Raw genomic sequence first — 23280 nt, forward strand, 5'->3', positions numbered from 1 at the left:
ATGTCGTCGTCTGTACGATGCCAAGCTATGGGAGCAGGCCGCCCGCCGACGCCGCCTAAAGTCGATGGATTTCAGCGGCTGACGCTGTACGGGTTCAGGCAGTTCGGATTTGTCGAAATCGACTTGTCAACTCGACTCACGGTAATCACTGGGGCCAATGGCGCAGGAAAGACTACGCTGCTAAATATCCTCGGTCGCCACTTTAATTGGTACACAAACTTCCTTGCCAGTCCCGCTACGCTGAAACTTGAGTCAGGACACGAATTTCGTACGCTTGACGTTCATCCCGTCGACCTAATGCGTATTGTGGAAATCCTGGCGCGGGATGACAAGCTAGATGACAGCTACATCCGCATGCTCGAAAGCATTCTCCACGATCGGGTGGTTATGCCCGAACACGAACGAAGTGTCCCGCAAGCTAAGATTGGCCATCTGACATATAGAGATGGAAGTCATGCTGTTATCCAGGCGCCGTTGCTTAGTCAAGGAATGCAATACGCGATAAACCTCGAAGACGAAAAGACTGTCGACGGTCTGTACCTTTCATCTCACCGTAGTTTAAGCGCATATCAACAATTAACTACTATACCGGCGAGATTCGCACGTGCCGAACAGATTTTGGACGAATATATTGGTGAATTACGGCAGGCAATGTTCCCGAACCGTGGTGCACAAACGATCAGGCCAGTCATGCTTCGAATGAAAGAGGCGCTAATCGCGGCGGCATTGTACGGCGAAGGTAATTCGGCCGTTACTTCAGACGAGGACGCTCATCACGTGTGGACGGGATTTCAAGAAGTCCTGCGTATCATCCTTCCGGACTCTCTCGGCTTCCAAAGATTGGTCGCAGAGCCTCCCGAAGTTATTCTCGAGACGCTGACGGGGCGTTTTGCCATAGACGCGATATCGGGCGGTATGAACGCGTTATTCGAGCTGGCTTGGCAAATCCACTTACGCTCCTCCATATCACCGACATTCACCGTTTGCTTCGATGAACCAGAGAACCACCTACATCCCTCTTTGCAGCGGACACTGATTCCAGGCTTGCTAGAGGCATTTCCCGGCGTCAACTTTATCGTCGCGACCCATAGTCCGTTCATCGTCACCGCTGCACCGGATGCACGCGTATATGTACTTAGGTACAACGAAGAAAATCGAGTCGATTCCATCGTATTGGATTTCGCTAATAAGGCTCGGTCTGCGGAGAGAACACTGACAGATGTGCTGGGCTTGACCACTACGAGGCCAGTGTGGGCTGAGCAGCGATTTGATTTGATTATGTCCAAATATATCGATAAGCCCGTAACAGGCGATTCGGTTCGTGCCTTGAAGGACGAATTGGAAGATAACGGCCTTATCGACGAACTTCCCATTGCTCTCGAGCACTATCTGGACGCAGGCGAATCTGCCTAGTGCGCCAACTAGCGAAGGCTCCGAAGCCACCGATCCTTGTTGAGAAAGAAGCTCCGTGGACCAACGAATATGTGGCATTGCGGGCAGCGGGTGAGAAAAATCTGCCGACTAGATGGCGCCATCCGCAGATCAAAGCGACATTGGCGTATGAAACATCCGGCCGCTGCGCCTATTGCGATTCAACTATGGCGATTGTTAACTATCCACATGTCGAGCACATATGGCCGAAGTCCGACTTTCCACATTTGGTGGTTGCATGGAGCAACCTGACCTTAATCTGCGAGATTTGCAATAATACGAAGCTTGACTTCTATTCTTTAGCGTCTCCGCTTTTAAATCCTTACGAAGACGATCCAGATGATCACCTAATTTATCTAGGACACTTGATTATGCCAGCCCCTGGTTCTGATCGCGGATTGCTCACAGTTAAATATCTCGGATTGTCGCGACAACCCTTGGCCGATCAAAGGTATAATCGCATAAAAGCAGTATTGTCACTCGTTGACAGTTGGAAGCGAGCATCAGGTACCGCAGTCAAAGATGCGCTGTTTGCGATGATCGTTGAGGATGCGAGTAATGGTCCGTACCAGAAGACTGTCTTAGCAACCCTTCGTCAATGTGGCATCGATCTCGATTTGAATGGTTGATCCACTGCCAATTCAGCAGGCGGGTTCGGACCTTTGTGCAGCGGCTCCGACCAAGCATAACCTGGACCTGGTATCAGCTATGCGTCGCGTCGCCGAAAGAGGCCTCGCGGGCATAGGGTCCTAAATTCATGACGGATGGAGACGTGACACCTGAGCGAACAGAGGCGATATGCGCCGTACTAGTCGATGCGGGCCGCAGAATGCTAGATGCGCCGCGCCGCGGTGGGGTTCGATTCACGGGTGATTTAGAAGCGGACGCAATGTTAATTGATCTCACCTGCTCACCCCACACTCTTGTCTTTGCTTGCCTGGTTGCTCGTCGAGTGCCGGCTGAGCTGGCATGGAAGATTCCGTTACGCATCAGGGAACGCGTGAGCACGTTCGAGCTACACGAGCTTGCACAGTTCAGCGACGACGACTGGGTACGCGTGCTTCGGCAACCTCGGCCAGTGCATAGATTCCCTGACGTCATAGGCGTCGTCCTTACCGTGCAACGACTCGGATCATTCAGCACTACGGCGCTGATGCAGCACGTATATGGGGGGACGCCCCGCCGAGCGCCCGGCTTGTCCGGCGATTCCTTGAATTCCATGGCGCAGGTCCGAAGATTGCCACGATGGCGACAAACATCTTGGTACGGGATTTTCGAGTGCACGTCGCGGATACGCGTTACATCGACATCTCCGCAGACGTGCAGGTCGTTCGTGTGATGTCTCGCCTTGGCTTGGTAGGCCAAGGCGGCGGAGCAAGCGAGGCAATATATGCGGCTCGTGAGCTTAACCCTGACTTTCCCGGCATCTTTGACCTTCCTCTTTGGAAGGTGGGCCGAACAATCTGCCGTCCCCGTGCGCCTCGGTGCGACCAGTGTTTTCTGCAGACCTACTGCCCTTCTTCCGCAATAACAAACCCCGACTATGCCCGGGAACGAGCCGCAACATGACCGCATCCGAGTTACTCACCTCGATTGCTCTCAGTCGCGGATGGCAAGCAGTCGAGCAGTCTGAGCGCACCGGATACCTTGGCGCTGTCGATGAGTGGCAGCGTGATGGTGTCGCTGTCCGCGTCTTCTACACCAGCAGAGGTGGTGTCCGCACCGGATGGATCCGGGAGGGCAACCGCGACTGGACCCGCGTCAACGGCCAGGACAAACTCGCGAAAATCGAACGCTATCTCAAAACCGGTTACCTGTCGTAAGTAAAAAGGATTGGTGAGGGCTGCGCTGAGTATCCGCTGGCGTAATTATGATGGCAGCCCGTGACGATGAATATCGGAACGAATCACGAGTCGGTTGTGCTGGACGCCGTTTGACGCTGACCGGCACGGCGGGCTGCTCAGTGGGCGTCCGCGTACATCGTGCCGAGTTCGCCGGTCAAATCGTATTGCGCGATACCGCTTTTCACGCAACGCTCGGCGTGGTCTTGCGGCAGTTCGAGAACGTCACCGCGTTTGACGCCCGGTCGGTTCTCAAAGAGTCCGTAGATTTCGCCGCGCATTATGATCTTCGCCGTATCGTTGGATTTGGCCGCCATCGTTCGCCTTTCATTTGATCCGGCTGAGTCGGTTGACTCAGCTAGTTATCAAACCGCCTGAGCCGCAACACTGCTATCAGCGCGTCCCTACCGTGAGTCGTAGGCCTCTCGTGCGCGGGAATCGCCATCTCGGTCAGTTCCAGCCGTCTGCGCGTGTTGTTGACTGCCGCGACCTCGGGGTATTGCGCTGCAAGCGTTTTCACCATCGCCATGCAGCCCGCAATGGTTCCTGCAAGTGCTGGCCGGTCAGACCGCGTGAACAGCCTCGACAATTGCCGCGTTTTCCGCAAGGCGTGCAACATCCGAACGGCGCTTGCTTGTGCTGGGCCAAGCTTCTGAGCGCTACAGAAGAATCTGGATACGCGGCCGACGCGACAGGTGCGACATCCCTGATGTCGCCACCCAGCAGCGTCCGCACCGGCATGCCGTCGCGGTAGTCCCACTCGTCCTGCGCATTACAGAACGTGAACGACAAGTGCCTGACATCGCCCCTCGCCACCATCTCCAAAAGGTAAGGCGGACCGGGCCATTCGGGAACGTCAACGGTGTAGTCCATCCCGCGCCCATCCACACTGACGCCCAACGTGTCAGCGTCCACATTGCCCAGCACCAGATTGTCATCGCGGTTGTAGCGGCAAATGATGCTGGCGAAGTTGTTGGCCCGCGCCTGGTCGCAGAACGACGGCGCAACCTGTTCAATAAACCCGCCGAGCAATGCTGACGGGGGCGCTGGGCTGCCTTTGATCATTGCGCCAGGCAACAGGTTTGACGGCTGGTCGAAAGTCAGCGCATAGCCGCCGATGGTACGTGATCGGTGCGGCGTGGCGCGCCAGGTCTGGGCCGACGTACGTGGCTTGAACCGACCGGACGGGAGCCGCCGCAGTGTGCCCCAGCTGCGCATTCGCATGCCCTTTTTGCCCGCCATCTACCTGCCCTTCGCCGCGCCGTGCATTCTTCGTGCGTTCCCCACGGGCGATTTTGGCACCGTTTGGCGAGTCGGCAATTGCTGAGTCAAATGGCTCAGCAGTATCGGTGCTGTTAGATGGCATTCCAGCGGGATAGCGTGGGTTTGCTAGTTTTACGTACCGGCACTTTCGAATCCTGCCGGGGGCACTTTTTCTGTGTATTACGTCGGCTGATGCTTGACAGTTGTTTCGGTTGATCCGTGACAGTCCCTAGATGAGGGAGCTAACCGTGGCCGGCTCGACGCTCGCGTACTGGCTGCGCAAATCGGTCACAAACCAACCTCGGTTGAGCGGGCCGCGCACTTTCGCACCGGTGGGTACGTCATCGATTTCTGGGAGTCCGGCTACCAGGTGGCCCAATGACATCGAAGTGCGCAACTACCCGATGTGACACCGTCCGACGGGCACAAGAAATTCGCAAGAATCACGCGAAGATCCGGCATGCGCGCCACGCAAAGCTGAGCTCAACAAGCCACGCACGAAAGGCAGACAACGTTGAGCACTTCGCTGAAGCAGATTACGGCCTGGGTGGTGCTGTCCGGGGGCCTGGCGACCCTGTCCCTGGGGTTGACTCAAGCCACCGCCGCGGCGCAGCCCGCGCCGATGGTGTGCCAGGACGGGAGTACCACGCCGAGCCCGACCAACAGTTGCACCTACCAGTGGTGTCCGGGCTCACCGGAAATGAAGCACATGCCGGACTGGGACCGCAGCGTGTGCCACCCCTGGTACTTCGATGAGAACAGCCCCTTGACCGACTCGACGATCATCGAAGGCTTTCCGCCACCGCGGCCACCGTCGCTGCAGTGCATTCCCATCCTGACCTGCCGACCGTGAGGGGTCCGTAGCCAACGGGGGGAAGAGAGAAAGGAATCAACGATGATTCGCTTGGCGCGGTTCGGGACAACCGCTTTGGCTGCAGCCGGCTTGGGCATGGCGGCGCTGGGCGTCGGCTCGGGGGTTGCCGACGCCGACGGAGAACGGCATTGGTGCCCCGGCGACGACCCACGTGGGGAACCCGGCGGCGCGTTCATCACCAGCCCACCTAATTGGGACTGGAATGTGTGCCACGTCTACTACATCGTCCCGGCCGGCCAGGGCAATGTGTCGCCGGGGATCTTGGCCGATGCGCCGCCACCACCACCGCCGGTGGTGTGTTGGGCGCTGTTCATCCCGAAGCCCTGCTGACCAAAGTGCCTGCCAAAAGCGCGTCGAGCGTGCGCCTTATGTACGCAAAACGGCCGGAACACGTACATAAGCCACACGCTCGGCGAAGACTGACAGCGCGACGCCGCCTCGACGCGCGTCGAGCGTGCGCCTTATGTACCCGAAACGGCCGGAACACGTACATAAGCCACACGCTCGGCGAAGACTGACAGCGCGACGCCGCCTCGACGCGCGTCGAGCGTGCGCCTTATGTACCCGAAAGGGCCGGAACACGTACATAAGCCACACGCTCGGCGACGGAAGCGCGACGCCGGAGGCGCTATGCCGCCTTGGCCTCAACATCCTCGGGCTCATCGACGTCGCCCACGACGCGCACGCGTTGCGCCTGACTGTGGACCGCGCCGGCGGCCGCGACCACTACGCAGATCGCCGCGGGAAGTAACAGGGCGTACCCACCGAACCGCGCGCCGGCCAGCAACCCGGCCACGCCGCCCGCCAGGAACAGGACAAAGGTGGCCGAGAGGATCATGGCCTTCCACTTCTCGATTCCATGCACCCGACTGCGGCCGATCATCAGGCCGAGGTCGGTGATGGTTCCGGTGAAGTGCGTAGTGCGCACGGCCATACCGCGGAAGTTCGAGGTCAACGCGTTCTGCATGCCCAACGCGGCCGCAGTCACGACGGCATGGACGACGGACGGCTCGATACCCACCGCTGCAATCTGCGTCTTGAGCCCGGCGACTTCCAATCCGGTGGCAACCAGTACCAGCAGGATCGCCTCAAGTATCAAGACGGCCGCTTGACGTGGTCCTAGCAATGCCCGGGTCGGCGCAAGAACCGCTCCCGCTATCGCCGCCCCCGTGAGAAATCCAAGCACGATTCCCGCCAGCAGATGGCCCTCATACAGCCAGGGGTTGGCGGTGTTCATGCCCAGCTGAGTCGTGACGGCCGTGACGTTGCCGACCGGGAAAGCGAAAATCAGGATGCCGACTGCGTTTACAAAGCCCGCGGTGAGTGCGAGTACAGCGCTGAAACTCAGCACCAACTTCGGGGAAGCGGACTCGGCATTGGCGGCAGCGTCCTTTCGCGGCGACATCGTTCCCCCCATACCCGAATAGAAAGCTACTTAACCATTTCTGTTGGCAACTTTTCGCCGCTCCAACACGAAGCTACCAGCCGGGTAGCCATCGCACCCGTCGACGAATCGGCTTCATAGACTTCGCAAAAGCTACGCTGCCCGCACCGTGCGGCGCGGCTTGGCGAAAACCGCAGCTCTGATGGCTGCCGGCTGGATGGCCTTGGCCGCGGTGTGCCCAACGTCATTGGGCAGCGACAGGCGAAACACTTTCTTCCACGCGGATGTGACCTGACGCGGCAGCGAGCCCGTGGTGTAAGTCAGGCCATATCTTTCGAACAGCTCCTGCACCTTCGGCGCAATTTCCTGGTAACGGTTACTGGGCAGGTCGGGGTAGAGGTGATGCTCGATTTGGAAAGACAAGTTGCCGGTCATGAAGTGCAGCAAGGCGTTTCCGGAGATGTTGGCCGAGCCCAGCATTTGTCGCAGGTACCACTGGCCCCGTGTTTCGCCATCGATGGATGTCTTCTCGTAGGTCTGCACACCCTCAGGGAAGTGCCCGCACATGATTACCGAGTGCGTCCACAGGTTCCGCACCAGGTTGGCGGTGAGGTTGGCGGTCACCGTAGTAACAGCCGACGGACCGGACAGCAACGGATGCAGCACATAGTCACGCACTACGTGCTTGCGCACTTTGGCAATTACCTTCTTGCCCTGGCGCCGGAACTCCGCCTTGTCACTGCGGCCCTGCAGGTACCTGCCGATCTGGAGATCGTATGCGGCGATGCCGTATTGAAACAGGCAGGCGTTTATGAAGTTCCATAACGGCTGGGCGAGATAGAACGGCTTCCAGCGTTGATCCTCATCGACACGCATGATGCCGTAGCCCAGGTCGTGATCCTTGCCCAGCACGTTTGTGTAAGTGTGGTGGACCTCGTTGTGTGAGTGCTTCCACATCTCCGCCGGCGAGGCGTTGTCCCATTCCCAGGTGGTGGAATGAATTTTCGGGTCGCGCATCCAGTCCCACTGGCCATGCATGACGTTGTGCCCGATCTCCATGTTCTCGATGATCTTGGAGACCGATAGCCCTGCCGTGCCAATCAGCCAGGCGGGCGGGAACAGCGAGAAGAGCAACACCGCGCGGCTGGCCAGTTCGAGCCGACGCTGCCCGTCGATGACTTTGCGGATATAGGCGGCGTCGCGTTCACCGCGGCCGGCCAACACGTGTTCGCGGATGGCGTCGAGTTCGCGGCCCAGGTCTTCGATGTCTTTGTCGGACAGGTGGGCCGCCGGATTAGCTTGTGTGGCAGTCATATCGGCTCCTCAGAGGTCTAGTTCGCATGCGCCTGCCGCGGCGGACACGCAGGTTTGGACTTGCACGTTCTCGTCACCGGCGCTCGCGGTGGTGACGTCGCCGTTGCGCAGGTCGCGCACGGCGCCCTGCCGTAGCGGAACCACGCACCCGAAGCAGATGCCCATCCGGCAACCCGAAGGCATCAATACCCCGGCCGATTCGCCGGCGTCCAGCAGCGTTTGTCCACCGCCGGCTTCCACCACGGTGCCGGTCTTGGTGAACGTGACGGTGCCACCTTCGCCGGCCGAGATCACCGCGGGGCGAAACCGCTCGATATGCAGCTGGTCGGCGATTCCGCAAGCGGCCCAGCGTTGTTCGAGCGCGTCAAGTAGCCCGGCCGGACCGCAAGCCCACGTGTGGCGTTCGGCCAGGTCATCCACCAGCTCGTCGAGGCGTGCCACGTCGAGCATCCCGTGGGAGTCGGTGTGCTTCTCTACCAACCGGATTCGGCCCTCGCGGGCCAGCATGCGCAGCTCCCAGCCGAAGATGGTGTCCTCCGGTGTGGGCGCGGAGTGGACGAGCACGATGTCGGGATGCATACCGCCGATATCGGCCATGTTGCGTAACATGCCCATCACCGGGGTGATGCCGCTACCCGCGGTGACGAACAGCAGCTTGGCGGGTGGCCGGTCACCCAGGACGAAGTCACCGGCGGCCTGGTCCAGCTGGACGACCGTCCCGACGGTTGCCTTCCGGACCAGGTGGTTGCTGACCACACCGTCCGGAATGGCCTTCACGGTGACCGCGAAACAGCCGTCGCGGCGGTGCAGTTTGGACGTCAGCGAATAGGCCCGCCAGTGCCGGACCCCGTCCACGTCCACACCGATGCGCACGTACTGCCCCGGCACGTGAGTACGCCAGCCCCGCCCGGGCCTGATCACCAGTGTGGCCGCGTCGCGTGTCTCTGGGTGAACCGCGACGATCCGCCCACGCAGGTCGGTGCCGAAGCGCAGCGGGTCGATCAGGTCGAGGTAATCGCTGGGAACCAACGGCGTCGACAGCGGGACGGCGGCTCGCTCGGCAAACTTCAGCACTCGTTCGCGCAGTGCGCCGACGACGTTTGGTCGTGAAGCCAGGAGGATGCCAGGAGTGGTCATGACTCCATGCTGGTTGTTTCTATAGGTAAAGTCTTGACTGCACTGTGTGAAAATTCAGCGTGAATTTGTTCGAAAGGAACAGCCATGGCGGATACGTCGCTAGGCCTCACCGGTCTACAGCTCGACGAACCCGTGGTCAGGGCGCTGGAGGCGATCCTGCCGGCGATGGCCGAGCGAACCGTGACAGCGGTCACGGTAGAGGTGCCGAGCTACGCCGACGCGTTCAGTGGACACATGGGGCAGATCATCGAGAACGCGGTGCAGACGTCGCTCGGCGCGTTCCTGCGATTGGCGACCCGGCCCGAGGACACCGACCACGACAGGTCGCTCTTCCCGGCGATCAACGGCGCCTACGAACTCGGCCGGGGAGAAGCCCGTCAAGGCCGCTCGATCGATGCACTGCTGGCGGCCTATCGGGTAGGCGCCCAAGTCGCCTGGCAAGAGTTGTCGGCGACCGCGGTCGCGGCGGGACTCCCCGCGTCGACGATCGCCAGGTTCGCCGAGCTGGTGTTCGCCTACATCGACCGGCTATCGGCGTCCAGCGTGTCGGGCCATGCCGACGAGCTGGCCACCACGGGACGGGTCAGGCAGCGCTACCTTGACCGGCTGACGCAGGACCTGCTCGCCGGTGAAGCCGCGGCAACGCTGCTCGCCGGCGCCGAACGGGCGGGCTGGCAGCCACCCGACACACTCACCGCGGTCGTGCTGCCACTGAACCAGACCCGGGGTCTGGCTATTCAGTTCGGCCAATCGACACTCCAGCTTTCCGAAGACCTGCCCGGCGTCGACGCGCCGGAGGCCCTCGCAGTGCTGCTCGTCCCCGATATGGCCGGCACTGCCCGGCGCCAGCTGGTCTCCGCCCTCGCCGGCCGGCGGGCGTTTATAGGTCCACCCCGCCCGTGGATGCAGGTACGGTCGTCCTACCGGCGAGCGTTACGGGCACGAACGCTATTGAGCGCCAACGGCTCCGACGGATCTGCGGCAATCGACACCGACGAACATCTGGCCGAGCTGATTCTCGGCGCCGATCTCGAGTCCCTGCAGGATCTTCGTGCGCGGGTGTTGGCGCCGTTGTCTGACCTGCCACCCAGTACCGCCGACCGGCTCACCGAGACACTCCGCTCATGGGTCCTGCATCAGGGCAGGCGCGACGCGGTCGCCGCGGATCTTTTCGTCCACGCTCAGACGGTGCGCTACCGGATGACCCAGCTACGCGAAGTGTATGGCGACCGGCTGGGTGATCCGCGCACCGTGCTGGAACTGACAATCGCGCTGGGTCTGGGTGCCGAGCACTAGACTCCCCCAATGCGGCGACGTCGACCATGGCAGATCCTCTCTGTGACAACGCTGATCGGCGTGGCGGCATTGTCTGCAGGCTGTGGCACGTCGTCGGCACCAGGTCCGACGGTCACATCGACGGGCAGTACGGCAACACAACCGATGAGCAGCATGTCCCCGGCCACCAGCACCCGCGCCACACGGACTCAGGTGTGTCACAGGGTCAGACGTACGGCATCACCATAATTTCGATTGACGGTGCAACTGCGGACAATCGCGGTCGCTGGCACGGCCGGTTCGCTCAACTATCCGGCGGTGATCCACGCGTCGCGGATGCGTTCAACAACGCCAGTAAGGCATCGGCAAACGGGCAGATCGAACCGGTGCGCGCCGGAGCCGACCCCGAGGCCAACTGGCTGTTCGAGACGAATCCGACGCTGACATTTCGCCCCGCCGCTATAGCGGAACTCATCGTCGGCGTGTATTCGGCCGAGCATGCTGCGCACCCGTCGAATTCGGTGAGCACCGTCGTCATCGACAGTCGGACCGCGAAACCGATTACCCTGGCTGATCTTTTCCGCAATCAGCAAGACGGGTTGAACCGGTTATCCGAACAAACGAAGGTCATATTCCCGCAGGTATACGGCGGCTCCGTCCCGAACGAGGAAGGCGCCCGGCCCGTCATCGAGAACTTCGCCAATTGGATACCGAAGGCAGCCGGGATGGAGTTGCATTTCACCGATTACCAATTCGGTCATGGCCTCCCGGTCATTACCGTGCCGTGGTCGGCACTGACCGACCTGCTCGCCCCCGACATGCTGGCTCTGACCCGCGACTAGTTGCAGCTTTCGGCCAAGAAGTCATTTCTAATCCCATTTGCGGCCATCGTGGGTTTAGATCTGTTGTAAAGCACGCAATTCGGATGTTGTACGCGGGTGGCGTTCGATAGATCTGAGGAGGGCCCGATGTCGTCTCAAATCTTCGGCAACCCTTTCGCGGCCGGGTAGGGGCCATGGATTACGGGCTGTTGCCGCCGGAGATCAATTCGGGACGCATCTACGCGGGCCCCGGTTCGGGGTCGATGCTGACAGCCGCGACCGCGTGGGACGGTCTGGCCGCGATGCTGAATTCGGTGGCGGCGTCCTATGCCGCGGTGCTCACCGGGCTGGCCGCTGAATCGTGGCTGGGTCCGGCGTCGGCGTCCATGGCGGCCGCGGTCGCGCCGTTCGCCGCGTGGTTGGGCACCGCGGCCACGCTTGCCGAGCAAGCGGCCCACCAGGCCAGGCGGGCGTCCGGTGCGTTCGAGGCGGCGTTCGCCATGACGGTGCCACCGGCTCTCGTTGCGGCCAACCGCACTCAGTTGGCGTCCCTGGTCGAGACCAACCTGTTCGGGCTCAACACCCCCGCGATCGAGGCGATCCAGGCGGACTACTCCGAAATGTGGGCCCAGGACGCCGCCGCGATGTTCACCTATGCCGCGGCGTCCGAGTCGGCATCGCTGCTGACCCCGTTCACTGGACCGCTGGAAGTCGCGAATCCAACGGGTGGGGCGTCCCAAGCCGCTGCCGTCGCCTCGGCCACCAACGCCGAAACACAACCTGCGCTGGAATCAGCCATCACGGCTCAAACACTGCAAGGACTGGCAGCGCTGCTCGCGCCGGCATCGGCAGAGCTGCCAGCCACCGCCGCCGCGATCGTCACCCCCATCGGAGAACTGGACGTGGTGGCCGCATACATCGCGGCCACCGCCACCGCCAGCCTGTCGCTGGCGGTCGTCAACACCGCCCGACCATGGATATTCAGCTACGCCGGCACCAGCGTCGACGAGGGGCTGGACAGCGGAACACCGCAACCGGCACAGAGTGCACCGGTTCGGTCGGGGCCCGACGAGGCCGGCACCCCCCGGGGCATCACTGCTTCGGCGGGTGTCGGCCAGGGGGCGCTGGTAGGCGGACTCAAAGTGCCACACAGTTGGACCACGGCCGCCCCGGAAATCCGGTTGGCCGTGCAAGCGCTGCCCAGCGCAGCCGCCGGCCCCACGCCGACAAACTTCGGTGCCGCACCGGCGGCGTTGCTCAGCGGAATGGCGCTCGCGGGAATGGCCGGCCGGGGCGGTAGCACGACGAGCGGTCGCGCAACCGCGGACTCGGGAACAGACGACGAGGATCAAGCGCAACGCAAACCCACCGTGGTGGTGATCCAGCAGCCGCCTTCCGCACCGGGACCGCCTAGCCAACATCCGCGTTGAGCTTCAAGACCGCGACACCACAACTTGTCAACATCGCGTTCACGCGAAAACCGTTGTGTCGGTGGCGTCTCCGCACCGAAATTAGCGCTTGTGACGCAACGCTGTCAGTCTGAGATGTTTGTCGACGGCCCGAGGGGGCAATGATGAAGCGGAGGTGGGCGTATCGGCCGGCCTGTACGTCCGCCCAGGTCCCGTCGGTTCAGCCCGAGAGCCGACGGGACCGCTTTATCTGCGGACCGCCCCACGGGTACGTAACCCACGCGGCAATAAACCGGCCCACCTGGGAGTACCGTGCCGCGTATGACTGGCTCATCGACCGGCGTCTGGATTCTCGGCGGCTATCAGAGCGACTTTGCGCGCAACCTGAGCCGGGAGCGCCGGGACTTCGCATCGCTGACCGCGGAAGTGGTGGATAACACCTTGGCAGCGGCCCGGACTGACGCCGCGGACATCGGAGTCGTCCATGTCGGAAACGCCTTCGGTGAGATGTTCGCCACACAAGGGCACCTCGGCGCCATGCCGGCCACCGTGTGCGACGGCCTCTGGGACACCCCGGCCGCGCGGCATGAGGCGGCGTGCGCGTCGGGCAGCGTCGCCACACTGGCGGCGATGGCCGATCTGCGGTCCGGCGCCTATGACGCCGCGTTGGTTGTGGGCCTCGAGCTGGAGAAGACGGTGCCCGGCGACACCGCCGCGCAGTACCTGGGCGCCGCCGCCTGGACCGGACACGAGGGCGCGGAGGCGAAATACCTGTGGCCGTCGATGTTCGCTCAGGTCGCCGACGAGTACGACCGCCGGTATGGCCTCGACGACGCCCACCTACGGGCCATCGCCCAGGTCAATTACGCCAACGCGCGCCGCAACCCGAACGCGCAGACCCGCGAGTGGACCGTCCCGGATCCGATCACCGACGACGACGCCGCCAATCCCGTCACCGAGGGCCGGCTGCGGCGGCTGGACTGCAGCCAGATGACCGACGGCGGCGCGGGCGTCGTGCTGTGCAGCGATTCATACCTGCGCGACCATCCCGACCTGCGGCCTATGGGCCGGATCGAGGGCTGGGGGCATCGCACCGTGGGGTTGGGACTGCGGCAGAAGCTGGCCCGCGCCGCCAACGATCCTTATGTGGCGCCCCACGTGCGCGCGGCGGTGCGCGACGCATTGCGCCGCGCGCGGCTGACGCTCGACGACGTCGACGGGTTCGAGGTGCACGACTGCTTCACCCCCAGCGAGTACCTGGCCATCGACCACATCGGCCTGACCGGGCCCGGCGAATCGTGGAAGGCCATCGAGAACGGGGAGATCGAGATCGGCGGGCGGCTGCCCATCAACCCCAGCGGCGGGCTGATCGGTGGCGGGCACCCGGTGGGCGCGTCCGGGGTACGGATGCTGCTCGACGCGGCCAAGCAGGTCAGCGGGACGGCCGGCGACTATCAGGTCGATGGCGCCGAGACGTTCGGCACGCTCAACTTCGGCGGTAGCACTGCCACCACCGTCAGTTTCGTCGTCAGCAAGGCGGTTTGATCATGAATGTAGAGATCGTCGGCAAGTACCTATCCACGCTGCCGGAAGACGACGACCATCCCTACCGGACCGGCCCGTGGCGTCCGCAGACCACGGAGTGGGACGCCGACGACCTGGCCGTGGTGGCAGGCGAACTCCCGCGCGACCTGGACGGCGTCTACCTGCGTAACACCGAGAACCCGCTGCACCCAGCGTTCAAGACCTATCACCCCTTCGACGGCGACGGCATGCTGCACGTGGTGGGCTTCCGGGACGGGAAGGCCTTCTACCGCAATCGGTTCGTCAAGACCGAGGGTTTTCTCGCCGAGAACGAGACCGGCGGGCCGCTGTGGCCGGGACTGGCCGAGCCGGTGCAATTCGCCAAGCGCGAAAAGGGCTGGGGTGCGCGTGAATTGATGAAGGACGCGTCCAGCACTGACGTCATCGTGCACCGCGGGATCGCGCTGACCAGCTTCTACCAATGCGGCGACCTGTACCGCGTGGACCCGTATTCCGGGGACACGCTGGGCACCGAAACCTGGAACGGCGGCTTTCCCGTCGACTGGGGCGTATCGGCGCATCCCAAGGTGGACAACAGGACCGGCGAGCTGTTGTTCTTCAACTACAGCAAGCAGGACCCGTACATGCACTACGGCGTCGTCGACGAGAACAACGACCTGGTGCACTACGTCGACATCCCGCTGCCCGGCCCACGCCTGCCGCATGACATGGCGTTCACCGAAAACTACGCCATTCTCAACGATTTCCCGCTGTTCTGGGACCCCAGGCTGCTCGAGCACCAGGTGCATCTGCCGCGCTACTTCCCAGACCTGCCGTCGCGTTTCGCGGTGATTCCGCGGCGGGGCGAGACCGCGGACAATCCGCTGGTTCGAGGCCGACCCGACCTACGTCCTGCACTTCACCAACGCCTACGAGGACGGCGACGAGATCGTGCTGGATGGCTTCTTCGAGGGCGCACCGCAGCCGCTGGAGAGCGGTACCGGCCCAAGCGGCAAGTGGGAGAAGTTGTTCCGATTCCTCGCACTGGACCGGATGGAGGCTCACCTGCATCGGTGGCGGCTGAATCTGGTGACCGGAGCGGTACGCGAGGAACGGCTGTCGGAGTCGATCACCGAGTTCGGCACCATCAACGCCGACTACGCGACGGGCAAGTACCGCTACACCTATGCCGCCTCCGGCAAACCGGGTTGGTTCCTGTTCGACGGGCTGGTCAAGCACGACCTGCAAACCGGTGCCGAGGAGCGCTATTCGCTGGGTGACGGGGTCTACGGCAGTGAAACCGCGATGGCGCCCCGGGTCGGCAGCGCCACCGAGGACGACGGCTATCTGGTCACCCTGACCACGGACATGAACGCCGACGCCTCGTATTGCCTGGTGTTCGACGCGGCCCGGGTCGGCGACGGTCCCGTGTGCAAACTTCAACTGCCCGAACGGATTTCCAGCGGAACGCATTCGACGTGGGTGCCCGGCGCCGAGCTGCGACGCTGGGATCAGACGGAATCGGCGGCCACTGCGGTCGGGTTATGAACACGCCACGCCGCATCACCGAGTGGCCCGAACGGTTGGCCTCGATCGGCGCGATCCGCTTCGCTCGCCGCTCGGCAAACTATGCCGAGACCGTGCGGTTCTATCGCGAGTTGGTGGGCCTGCCCCTGTACGAGACGTTCGGGGAAAGCTACGGCAGCAACGGCGCCATCTTTGGTTTGCCCAGCTCGCAACTGACGATGGAGATCGTCGAGTCGGTGGACCCCGTCCCGCTGGACCACCACGACCAGTTGTGCCTCTACTTTCCGGACAGCCAGGCGCAGCAAGCAGCGATTGCCCGCCTGCGGGACGCCGGGCTGCAACCGGCAGCGCAACACCCGTACTGGGAAGCGACGGGCGCGGTCACCTATCGCGACCCCGACGGCCGCGAGGTGGTGTTCGCCCCGTTCGTGTACGGCGCCAACGAGCCTCCCGACAGCTCCGCCTCGGGGCGACACGAGTTCCCGTCAAACTGAGGCTCAGCGCTGGTTGCGCCCGGCCAGCGAGGCGACCACCACCGCCCACAACGCGCAGATGACCGCGCACGCCGTCGCCGCCGCGCCGACGTACAGTCCGTATTCGGCCGCCACCGGCGCATTCACGTTGCGCTGATAGTAGAGCACCACGAGTCCTCCGATGAGCAGTGAAATGGTCAGCGCGGCAACCGAAGCCACCCGTACCGACAGCCCGCGGCCTACCATCGCACCGGCCACCAACAGCGTCGATGACAGCAGCACGATGAGCTGGCCCGCCCCGAATCCGCGGGGCAGCTCGAGGCTGCCGTGGGTGCCGCCGATCGCGTTGGCCCACCCGCCGCCGTTGACCTTCGTGGTCAGCCACGGCATCCACGTGCTGACCAACATGGCTAGCGCGAAAAGCGCCACCAGCCAGCCGGGATGCAGACGCCGATGCATGGTTGCGAGGTTAGCCGACCATCGACGTCGGGCCCGCGCGACGCTCAGCCCGCAAGCGAAGACAGGTTGAAGACGACGCCCGTCGGATCGCTCGCGGCGGCGAGACGCCCGTACGGGGTGTCCTCGGCGTCGCGGAGCACCGCTCCCCCGTTGTCGGTGATGACCCGCAGCGTCTTGTCGACGTCGTCGGCGCCGAAGAAGATGCTCCATTGCGACGGGACGTCGTCGGGCAAGAAGTTGGCGCCGTCCATCACGCCGAGCAGCTGCTCGTCACCGAACCATGCTGTAGTGTAGCGGAATTCGTCGGTGTCGCCGACCTGCTCGGTGCGCCACCCGAACACGTCGCGGTAGAAGTCGACCGCCGCGTGGTAATTGCGCGTCGTCAACTGATGCCACACGGGTGCCCCGGCTGCGCCGATCACCTCGTAGCCCTGGTGTTCCAGCGGCTGCCACATGCCGAAGCCGGCTCCCGTCGGGTCCGTCGCCACCGCCATGAAGCCCTGGCGCGGCACCTCCGAGGGTTCCAGGCACCCCGTCGCGCCGGCGGCACGCGCGGCGGCGACCGTGGCGTTGATGTCGGCGGTGTGGAAGTAGGTGGCCCAATGGTCGGGCGCCCGCCACTCGGGGTTGTTGGCCATCAGCCCGGCCACCGAGTGGCCGTCCTTTGCGACCTTGATGTACCCGCCGTACTCGGGCCCGGCGGACTCGAAGGTCCAGCCGAAGACGGTGCCGTAGAAGTCCTGGGCGCGGTGTACGTCGGATGAGGTCAGGTTGACGAAGCAGGGGGCGCCAAAAGGCGCGCGGTCACGGATGGGCACGGGGTTCCTCCTCGCTCGATCGGATTCACAGGTACCGACCCGGCCGGAGGAGGAAACTCATCGGGCGGTGGTCAGCGGTGCGCGACCCGATCGCCGTTCATGCCGGGATCGGGACGGGTGAACACCCGGACGAAGTTGTCCAGCGAGTCGCGGATGTCGCTGCGCAACGCGGCCGCCACGACCATGCCGATCGGCCCGAACAGCGCCGGGCCGCCCAGGTGAACGTCGAAGCTGACCACGGACCCGTCCGCTTTCGGGGCGACCTTGGCGATCAGCTTGACCTTGACGCCGCCGACCCCGTCACCGTTGAGCGTCATGCCCTCGGGTGGCTTGTAGCGCACGATGGTCCATTTGATGCGGTTGGGCATGCCCTTGACCTCGACATAAGACTCGATCACGGTGCCCTTCTCGAGGACCTCGGGCAGCTTGCTGCGCCATACCTTGTGGATGGTCAGCCAGTCCTTGTACCGGGCCAAATCCGAGGCGTGCCGCCAGGCCTCCTCCGGCGGCAAGGGGACGTCGATGCTTCCGGACAGCTTCGCCATGTCCTCAGCTCCGCTGCTCGCCCGGATCGACGGCCTTCTTGGCCTGCTCCTGCACCTTGTGGATGGTGTCGGTGTATTTGCCCTGCGTCTTCTGGTCGACGATCTCACCGGCTTTGGTGATGGCCGTCTCCACCTTGTCGGCGTTCGCAGACAGCAGGTCCTTTGCCTTATCGAGCAATCCCATGCTGATTGTTCCTTCCCCCAGGGCTTCCTTCGAAAACCCTACTTAACGCCTTGATCAGCGGCTGCGGTCGGGTCTGTCGCTCCGAACAGGGCAACGGCGTTGTCATGGAGCACTTTCCGCAGCCACTCGTCATCGATCCCGTCGATCCGGGTGAGCGCGGTGAGGGCCTCGCCGTAGGGGTACGGGATGTTGGGGAAGTCGCTGCCGAACAGGATCCGGTGGCCCAAATCACGCACCCGCGGCAGTTCGGATGTCGGATACGGCATGGTCTCGTCGATGAACGCGGTGAAGGCCATGGTGGTGTCGAGTCGCACGTTGTCGTGGGCGGCGCAGATATCGAGGAATTCGCTGTATTCGGGCATGCCCATATGCGCGATGATCAGCGCCAACCGGGGGAACTTGCGTAGCAGCGCCCGTACCGGATCCGGGCCGGTGAAGCGGCCGGGCGTCGGACCGGAACCCGCGTGGAGCACGACCGGGACACCCGCCTCGGCGATGGCGCCCCACACCGGGTCGAGTAGCGCGTCGGTGGGGTCGTACTGGCCCACTTGGATGTGTGCTTTGAAGATGCGGGTTCCCGTCTGGATGGCGTCGGCGACGTATCGCCCGGCGTCGGGCTCGGGAAAGAAGGTGGCCGTGGCCAGGCAGTCGGGTGTCGCGTCCGCGAACGACCGCGCCCACTGGTTCAGCCAGGCGGCCATGTCCGGTTTGTGCGGGTACACCAGCGAGTCGAAGCACAGCACACCGAAGTCGCGCAGCGCCTGGAGGCGACGTTGTTCGTCGGCGCGGTAGGTGATCGGCCAGGGGCGTCCGATCAACGGGCCGGCCGAGTCGAAGTACCGCCACACCTTGTCCATCACTTGCCGCGGCATGAAGTGGGTGTGCACGTCGACGATGCCCGGCAGGCCAAGCGCGCGCCAGATTTTGCGGACGGGTTCGGGATCGGCGACCGCGCTCCAGGTGTCGTGGTCGGCGCAGCAGTGCACGACCCCCCTTCCGTTACCGCCACAGCTGAGGCGTGACCCCAAGAATCCGGGCCCGGATCCACCACATCGCTTCGATCACGGCAGCCCCGACCGTACCTATGCTCAGCGCGATGGTGGTTGCCCAGAGATTCGACGGGTCGAGCATGAATTTATGTTGCGCCCACGGCAGGGTGAAGATCACCACGTAAGCCAAGCCGGCGCCGATCACCAGCGCCAGTCGCCACCACTGGTAGGGGCGTGCGGCCACCGCCAGGACCCAGACGCCGGTCATCAGCAGGGTGATCAAAGCCGCGGTTGATGCCTGTTCCTGTTCCACCGATGACGCGTGACGGCCGTGATACGCAGTCAGGTAGGTGGCGAACGTGGCGATCCCCACGACCAGCCCCGCCGGCAGGGCCGACGTCAGCACGCGCCGGACGAATCCCGGGTAAGCGCGTTCGTTGTTGGGCGCCAACGACAATATGAACGACGGGATCCCGATGGTGAACCAGGCGGCGATGGTGACGTGGATCGGCTGGAAGGGAAACAGCAGCGGATCAGCCCCCAGCGGCTTGGCCAGCAGGCATTCGATGCCGACCAGTAGTGCCAGCAGGGCCGAATACACCGTTTTGGTCAGAAACAGAGTGGCGACTCGCTCGATATTGCCGATCACCCGTCGCCCCTCCCCCACCACGTACGGCAGGGTAGCAAACCTGTTGTCCAACAACACGATCTGTGCGACCGCACGAGACGCCGGGCTGCCGGCACCCATCGCCACCCCGATGTCGGCATCCTTGAGCGCCAGCACGTCGTTGACACCGTCGCCGGTCATCGCGACGGTGTGGCCGTGGGCCTGCAGGGCATGCACAATCGTGCGCTTCTGCTCCGGACGCACCCGGCCAAAGGTTGTGTAGGTATCCAACGCGTCCGCCAATTGCGCCTGGTCCGTGGGCAGGCGGCGCGCATCCATCGCCTCTCCGTGCAACCCGAGTTTCTCGGCGACCGCCCCCACCGAGACCGCGTTGTCACCGGAGATCACCTTCACCGAAACCTGTTGACTGGCAAAGTATTTCATAGTGTCACGGGCGTCGGGCCGGACCTTCTGCTCCAGCACGATCAACGCGACGGGGGTGACGACGCCTGGGGCTTCGGCATCATCCACCGGCACGTCAGAGGCCCCCAGTAGCAGCACCCGCAATCCCTGCGCGCCGATTCGCTCCGCTTGTCCGGCCGCCGCCGATTCCGGATCCAGCAGCACGTCGGGCGCACCGATCACCCAGTTGCCGTGATCGCGAAAGGACACGCCGCTCCACTTGGTCGCCGATTTGAACGGCGCGATAGCAATGGGAAGCCACGGGGGCGCATCGGGATAGGCCTCGGCGATTGCCCGCATGCTGGCGTTGGGACGTGCGTCCGCCGCGGCCAGATTCGACAACACATCGGCGAGGTTTTCGCTGGTCGCGTCAAGTGCTGCAACGTCGGATACGCGCATCCCGGTCTCGGTCAGGGTCCCGGTCTTGTCCGCACACACCACGTCGACCCTGGCCAGTCCCTCGATAGCGGGCAACTCCTGCACCAGGCACTGCCGCCGACCGAGGCGTACGACCCCGACGGCGAACGCGATGGAGGTCATCAGCACCAGGCCTTCGGGCACCATCGGCACCAGCGCGCCCACCATCGCCAGCACCGATTCGCGCCAGCCGACATTGGTGGTAAACAGCTGGGTGTAGATGGTCAGCAGGCCGGCCGGGATCAACAAGTAAGTGATGAACTGCAGGATCCGGTTGATGCCGGTACGCAGTTCGGATTTCACCAGAGTGAACTTGCTTGCCTCCGCGGCGAGCCTGGCCGCATAGGCGTCACCGCCCACCTTGGTGGCACGGTAGGCGCCGGTGCCCGCGACGACGAAGCTGCCCGACATCACCGGGTCGCCGACGTCTTTGGCGATCGGATCGGCTTCGCCAGTCAGCAAAGACTCGTCCACCTCCAGGTTCTGCTGCTCGATGACGTCACCGTCCACCACGATCTGATCGCCGGGACCGAGTTCGATGATGTCGTCGAGCACGACCTGGTCCGGTGCCAGTGTCTGGGTGCCGGATTGCCTGCGCACCATGGGCTTTGCCTGTCCAACTATGGCCAGCTTGTCCAGTGTCCGCTTGGCGCGGATCTCCTGGACCATGCCGATCACGCTGTTGGCGACGATGAGCAAACCGAACAGCCCGTTGATCAGTGAGCCGGTCACCAGCACGATGGCGAACAACACACCGAGGATCGCATTGATCCGGGTGAAGACGTTCGCCCGGACGATCTGGGCGATGCTGCGGGTGACGCGGTCGGGGACGTCGTTGGTTTTGCCGTCGGTAATCCGTTGTGCCACTTCGGCATCGGTTAGCCCGGCGACGTTCATCGAGTGAAGGTTCCCAGCTTGTCGGAGTCGTAGTACTCGAGATTGAGGCCTGTCCCGGTGAATGTCGCTTTGGAGATCGAGCCGGGCAAGGCGTTTTCGGTGGACAGCGGGAAGGTGAAGGTGTCCCCGTCCCAGTGGGTGAGGTCAAACGTCTGGTTCTTCGGTCCCAGCGCGAGCTGCAATTTGCCATCCCGTTCGGTGACGGTGGCCGGCCCCCAATAGTCGTTGACGTAGACACCGACGTACTCGACGAGCGGTTTTGCCGGCGCCGGGCTCACCGGAGGTTGCTTCCCGACAAGCGAGCCGTCGGGATTGTTCATGGGGGCGAGTTGTTGGCGATAGAGCTGCGGCCAGTCTTCGCGCACCTGCCCGTATTGCACCAGGTCCATGAACTGGGCTGCGAGCGCCTCGGGGATGCCGTAGGGAGCCGCGTTCGTCAGGGCGACGATGGCCACGTCCGCGGACGGTAGCGCCACGAAAGTCGTTGCGGCGCCGAGTCCGAACGCGCCGGAATGGCTGTACTGGGTGCGCCCCGACGAGGTGACCGACACGTTGAAGCCGTAGCCGTAGGTACTGGCCCGCGCTTTCGGGTTCTTGGCGGAAACCGAGATCACCTGGGGCGTGTAGGCCGGTAGCAGGGCTTCGGGCGAGGTGATCCGCTGCCCGTTGTAGACACCGTTGCCGAGCAGCATGGTCAGCCAGCGTGCCATGTCGTTGACCGACGAACTCACTCCGCCGGCCGGCGTCTGGGGATCGGGATCGCGTTGGAAGCGGGCTTCCCATTTGTCGCCGACCTTGATGTGGTTGACCGCATGGTTGGGGCGGGCCAGGAAATCGGCGAACCGCGAACTGGTCGAGGTCATCCCGAGTGGGCGGTAGAGCGCCTCGTCGGAAAGGTCCTCCCACGACTTGTCAGCGGCGGCGGCGACCGCGCTTGCCGCGGTCGTCACGCCGAAGTTGGTGTAGGCGTAGCTGATTCGGAAGGGGGCCAGCGGCAGGTACTTCAGGTGTTCGAGCACCTGCTGACGGTCATAGCCCAGATCTTCCAGCGCGTCGCCCGCGTGGTCGGGCAGCCCGGACCGATGCGAGTAGAGGTCGGCCACGCTCACGTTGGCGGTGACGTACGGGTCCATCAGCGCGAAGCCCGGCAGCTTGGTGACGACCGGCGTGTCCCAGGTGATGGCACCCTCGGTCACTTCGTGCGCGACCACGGTCGCACCAACGGACTTGGAGATCGAGGCGAGCTGGAAGACGGTGTCGGCGTTCACCTTATTGTCCGGATTGTCGCCCTTGCCCGCGTCCTTGATGCCGAACCCCTTGGCGTACAACGTTTTGCCGCCGTGCACGACGGCTACGGCCATCCCCGGGATCCCACTGTCGCGCATCAGGTCGGCAACCAGGCCGTCGAGCCGGCTGACGGCGTCGTCGACCCGGCCGGCCGGGATGTCGATGCCCGAAAGCTCGTTGGGCGGCACCTGGGCGGGAGCCGGCGAAGGATTGGAAACCGGCTTCGCGGGTCCGCATCCGACCAGGGCCAGCAGCAGCACGGCGACCGCGGCTGTTGCCGCACGCATTGTCATGGCCGAACTCTAAACCGGGAACCGTCCGCTCCCCATCAGGCACGAGGCG

General features: G+C 63.5%; 22 protein-coding genes and 1 pseudogene. 11 read left to right on the forward strand and 12 right to left on the reverse strand.

Annotation, left to right across the window (positions count from 1 at the left end; genetic code table 11):
- Positions 1-27 precede the first annotated feature (27 nt).
- The 3 genes from BN972_RS25260 (at position 28) to BN972_RS25265 (ending at position 3254) form a co-directional block, all read left to right on the forward strand.
- Positions 28-1413 carry an AAA family ATPase gene (locus BN972_RS25260; protein ID WP_158086299.1) on the forward strand — a complete coding sequence of 462 codons (1386 nt, stop codon included), beginning with the start codon at positions 28-30 and terminating at the stop codon, positions 1411-1413.
- Positions 1413-2060 (forward strand): HNH endonuclease, encoded by a 648-nt coding sequence (locus BN972_RS28595; RefSeq protein ID WP_142277046.1) that lies wholly within the window; start codon positions 1413-1415, stop codon positions 2058-2060. Before BN972_RS25260 ends, BN972_RS28595 begins: the two co-directional genes overlap by 1 nt.
- A gap of 936 nt (positions 2061-2996) precedes the next feature.
- Positions 2997-3254, forward strand: a complete 258-nt coding sequence (locus tag BN972_RS25265) for a hypothetical protein (RefSeq protein ID WP_036364476.1) — start codon at positions 2997-2999, stop codon at positions 3252-3254.
- Positions 3255-3391: 137 nt separating this feature from the next.
- On the opposite strand, the gene BN972_RS25270 is transcribed toward BN972_RS25265, so the two are convergent.
- Both BN972_RS25270 and BN972_RS25275 read right to left on the reverse strand, forming a co-directional pair.
- Entirely contained in the window at positions 3392-3589 is a 198-nt protein-coding gene (locus BN972_RS25270; protein ID WP_036364479.1) for a hypothetical protein, read from the reverse strand.
- Positions 3590-3788: 199 nt separating this feature from the next.
- Positions 3789-4514 carry an HK97 family phage prohead protease gene (locus BN972_RS25275; RefSeq protein ID WP_036364481.1) on the reverse strand — a complete coding sequence of 242 codons (726 nt, stop codon included), beginning with the start codon at positions 4512-4514 and terminating at the stop codon, positions 3789-3791.
- A gap of 535 nt (positions 4515-5049) precedes the next feature.
- Between BN972_RS25275 and BN972_RS25280 the strand changes: the two genes are divergently transcribed.
- Both BN972_RS25280 and BN972_RS25285 read left to right on the forward strand, forming a co-directional pair.
- Positions 5050-5388, forward strand: a complete 339-nt coding sequence (locus BN972_RS25280) for a hypothetical protein (protein WP_142277045.1) — start codon at positions 5050-5052, stop codon at positions 5386-5388.
- Between the two features lie 42 nt (positions 5389-5430).
- Positions 5431-5739 carry a hypothetical protein gene (locus tag BN972_RS25285; RefSeq protein WP_036364487.1) on the forward strand — a complete coding sequence of 103 codons (309 nt, stop codon included), beginning with the start codon at positions 5431-5433 and terminating at the stop codon, positions 5737-5739.
- Positions 5740-6037: 298 nt separating this feature from the next.
- Here BN972_RS25285 and BN972_RS25290 read toward each other — a convergent pair whose 3' ends face one another.
- The 3 genes from BN972_RS25290 to BN972_RS25300 all read right to left on the reverse strand — a co-directional run bounded on the left by BN972_RS25290 (position 6038) and on the right by BN972_RS25300 (position 9244).
- Positions 6038-6814: a YoaK family protein gene (locus BN972_RS25290; protein WP_051545805.1), complete on the reverse strand. Its 777-nt coding sequence runs from the start codon at positions 6812-6814 to the stop codon at positions 6038-6040.
- Between the two features lie 132 nt (positions 6815-6946).
- A complete protein-coding gene (locus BN972_RS25295) occupies positions 6947-8107 on the reverse strand; it encodes a fatty acid desaturase family protein (protein ID WP_080697197.1) in 1161 nt (386 codons plus the stop codon).
- 9 nt (positions 8108-8116) lie between these two features.
- The gene (locus BN972_RS25300; RefSeq protein ID WP_036364490.1) at positions 8117-9244 is read right to left on the reverse strand and encodes a ferredoxin reductase; all 1128 of its coding nucleotides are present in this window, start codon (positions 9242-9244) and stop codon (positions 8117-8119) included.
- An 84-nt stretch (positions 9245-9328) separates the two neighbouring features.
- Between BN972_RS25300 and BN972_RS25305 the strand changes: the two genes are divergently transcribed.
- The 6 genes and pseudogenes from BN972_RS25305 to BN972_RS25330 all read left to right on the forward strand — a co-directional run bounded on the left by BN972_RS25305 (position 9329) and on the right by BN972_RS25330 (position 16294).
- On the forward strand, positions 9329-10540 hold the full coding sequence (locus BN972_RS25305; RefSeq protein WP_036364494.1) for a PucR family transcriptional regulator: 1212 nt from the start codon (positions 9329-9331) through the stop codon (positions 10538-10540).
- Between the two features lie 26 nt (positions 10541-10566).
- Positions 10567-11361, forward strand: coding sequence for a DUF3298 domain-containing protein (locus tag BN972_RS30680; protein ID WP_235192584.1), 795 nt, complete (start codon positions 10567-10569; stop codon positions 11359-11361).
- A gap of 173 nt (positions 11362-11534) precedes the next feature.
- The gene (locus tag BN972_RS25315; RefSeq protein WP_080697199.1) at positions 11535-12770 is read left to right on the forward strand and encodes a PPE family protein; all 1236 of its coding nucleotides are present in this window, start codon (positions 11535-11537) and stop codon (positions 12768-12770) included.
- A 300-nt stretch (positions 12771-13070) separates the two neighbouring features.
- Positions 13071-14294: an acetyl-CoA acetyltransferase gene (locus BN972_RS25320; protein ID WP_036364496.1), complete on the forward strand. Its 1224-nt coding sequence runs from the start codon at positions 13071-13073 to the stop codon at positions 14292-14294.
- Between the two features lie 2 nt (positions 14295-14296).
- Positions 14297-15821: pseudogene (locus tag BN972_RS25325) on the forward strand (carotenoid oxygenase family protein).
- Positions 15818-16294 carry a VOC family protein gene (locus tag BN972_RS25330; RefSeq protein WP_036364500.1) on the forward strand — a complete coding sequence of 159 codons (477 nt, stop codon included), beginning with the start codon at positions 15818-15820 and terminating at the stop codon, positions 16292-16294. Before BN972_RS25325 ends, BN972_RS25330 begins: the two are co-directional and overlap by 4 nt.
- A gap of 3 nt (positions 16295-16297) precedes the next feature.
- Here the strand turns inward: BN972_RS25330 and BN972_RS25335 are convergent, their stop codons facing one another.
- The 7 genes from BN972_RS25335 to BN972_RS25365 form a co-directional block, all read right to left on the reverse strand.
- Positions 16298-16732 carry a hypothetical protein gene (locus BN972_RS25335; protein ID WP_036364514.1) on the reverse strand — a complete coding sequence of 145 codons (435 nt, stop codon included), beginning with the start codon at positions 16730-16732 and terminating at the stop codon, positions 16298-16300.
- A 44-nt stretch (positions 16733-16776) separates the two neighbouring features.
- Complete coding sequence (locus tag BN972_RS25340; RefSeq protein ID WP_036364517.1) at positions 16777-17550, reverse strand: VOC family protein; 774 nt, start codon at positions 17548-17550, stop codon at positions 16777-16779.
- 71 nt (positions 17551-17621) lie between these two features.
- Positions 17622-18095 carry a type II toxin-antitoxin system Rv0910 family toxin gene (locus BN972_RS25345; protein ID WP_036364519.1) on the reverse strand — a complete coding sequence of 158 codons (474 nt, stop codon included), beginning with the start codon at positions 18093-18095 and terminating at the stop codon, positions 17622-17624.
- Positions 18096-18099: 4 nt separating this feature from the next.
- Positions 18100-18279, reverse strand: a complete 180-nt coding sequence (locus tag BN972_RS25350) for an antitoxin (RefSeq protein ID WP_036364522.1) — start codon at positions 18277-18279, stop codon at positions 18100-18102.
- Between the two features lie 38 nt (positions 18280-18317).
- Positions 18318-19265 carry an amidohydrolase family protein gene (locus tag BN972_RS25355; RefSeq protein ID WP_051545806.1) on the reverse strand — a complete coding sequence of 316 codons (948 nt, stop codon included), beginning with the start codon at positions 19263-19265 and terminating at the stop codon, positions 18318-18320.
- 13 nt (positions 19266-19278) lie between these two features.
- On the reverse strand, positions 19279-21651 hold the full coding sequence (locus BN972_RS25360; protein ID WP_036364525.1) for a cation-translocating P-type ATPase: 2373 nt from the start codon (positions 21649-21651) through the stop codon (positions 19279-19281).
- Complete coding sequence (locus BN972_RS25365) at positions 21648-23231, reverse strand: serine hydrolase (RefSeq protein ID WP_036364527.1); 1584 nt, start codon at positions 23229-23231, stop codon at positions 21648-21650. The genes BN972_RS25360 and BN972_RS25365 overlap by 4 nt, the downstream gene beginning before the upstream one ends.
- Positions 23232-23280: the final 49 nt, after the last annotated feature.

This window comes from Mycobacterium asiaticum DSM 44297, from assembly GCF_000613245.1.
Lineage (GTDB): Bacteria > Actinomycetota > Actinomycetes > Mycobacteriales > Mycobacteriaceae > Mycobacterium > Mycobacterium asiaticum.

Excerpts from the sequence above, each read along its gene's own strand:
- BN972_RS25320 (WP_036364496.1), top strand. The coding sequence starts at position 13,071 with ATGACTGGCTCATCGACCGGCGTCTGGATTCTCGGCGGCTATCAGAGC.
- BN972_RS25365 (WP_036364527.1), bottom strand. The coding sequence starts at position 23,231 with ATGACAATGCGTGCGGCAACAGCCGCGGTCGCCGTGCTGCTGCTGGCC.
- BN972_RS25360 (WP_036364525.1), bottom strand. The coding sequence starts at position 21,651 with ATGAACGTCGCCGGGCTAACCGATGCCGAAGTGGCACAACGGATTACC.
- BN972_RS25300 (WP_036364490.1), bottom strand. The coding sequence starts at position 9,244 with ATGACCACTCCTGGCATCCTCCTGGCTTCACGACCAAACGTCGTCGGC.
- BN972_RS25305 (WP_036364494.1), top strand. The coding sequence starts at position 9,329 with ATGGCGGATACGTCGCTAGGCCTCACCGGTCTACAGCTCGACGAACCC.
- BN972_RS25290 (WP_051545805.1), bottom strand. The coding sequence starts at position 6,814 with ATGTCGCCGCGAAAGGACGCTGCCGCCAATGCCGAGTCCGCTTCCCCG.
- BN972_RS25295 (WP_080697197.1), bottom strand. The coding sequence starts at position 8,107 with ATGACTGCCACACAAGCTAATCCGGCGGCCCACCTGTCCGACAAAGAC.
- BN972_RS25265 (WP_036364476.1), top strand. The coding sequence starts at position 2,997 with ATGACCGCATCCGAGTTACTCACCTCGATTGCTCTCAGTCGCGGATGG.
- BN972_RS25275 (WP_036364481.1), bottom strand. The coding sequence starts at position 4,514 with ATGGCGGGCAAAAAGGGCATGCGAATGCGCAGCTGGGGCACACTGCGG.
- BN972_RS25345 (WP_036364519.1), bottom strand. The coding sequence starts at position 18,095 with ATGGCGAAGCTGTCCGGAAGCATCGACGTCCCCTTGCCGCCGGAGGAG.
- BN972_RS25350 (WP_036364522.1), bottom strand. The coding sequence starts at position 18,279 with ATGGGATTGCTCGATAAGGCAAAGGACCTGCTGTCTGCGAACGCCGAC.
- BN972_RS25330 (WP_036364500.1), top strand. The coding sequence starts at position 15,818 with ATGAACACGCCACGCCGCATCACCGAGTGGCCCGAACGGTTGGCCTCG.
- BN972_RS25315 (WP_080697199.1), top strand. The coding sequence starts at position 11,535 with ATGGATTACGGGCTGTTGCCGCCGGAGATCAATTCGGGACGCATCTAC.
- BN972_RS30680 (WP_235192584.1), top strand. The coding sequence starts at position 10,567 with ATGGCAGATCCTCTCTGTGACAACGCTGATCGGCGTGGCGGCATTGTC.
- BN972_RS25285 (WP_036364487.1), top strand. The coding sequence starts at position 5,431 with ATGATTCGCTTGGCGCGGTTCGGGACAACCGCTTTGGCTGCAGCCGGC.
- BN972_RS25260 (WP_158086299.1), top strand. The coding sequence starts at position 28 with ATGGGAGCAGGCCGCCCGCCGACGCCGCCTAAAGTCGATGGATTTCAG.
- BN972_RS25270 (WP_036364479.1), bottom strand. The coding sequence starts at position 3,589 with ATGGCGGCCAAATCCAACGATACGGCGAAGATCATAATGCGCGGCGAA.
- BN972_RS25335 (WP_036364514.1), bottom strand. The coding sequence starts at position 16,732 with ATGCATCGGCGTCTGCATCCCGGCTGGCTGGTGGCGCTTTTCGCGCTA.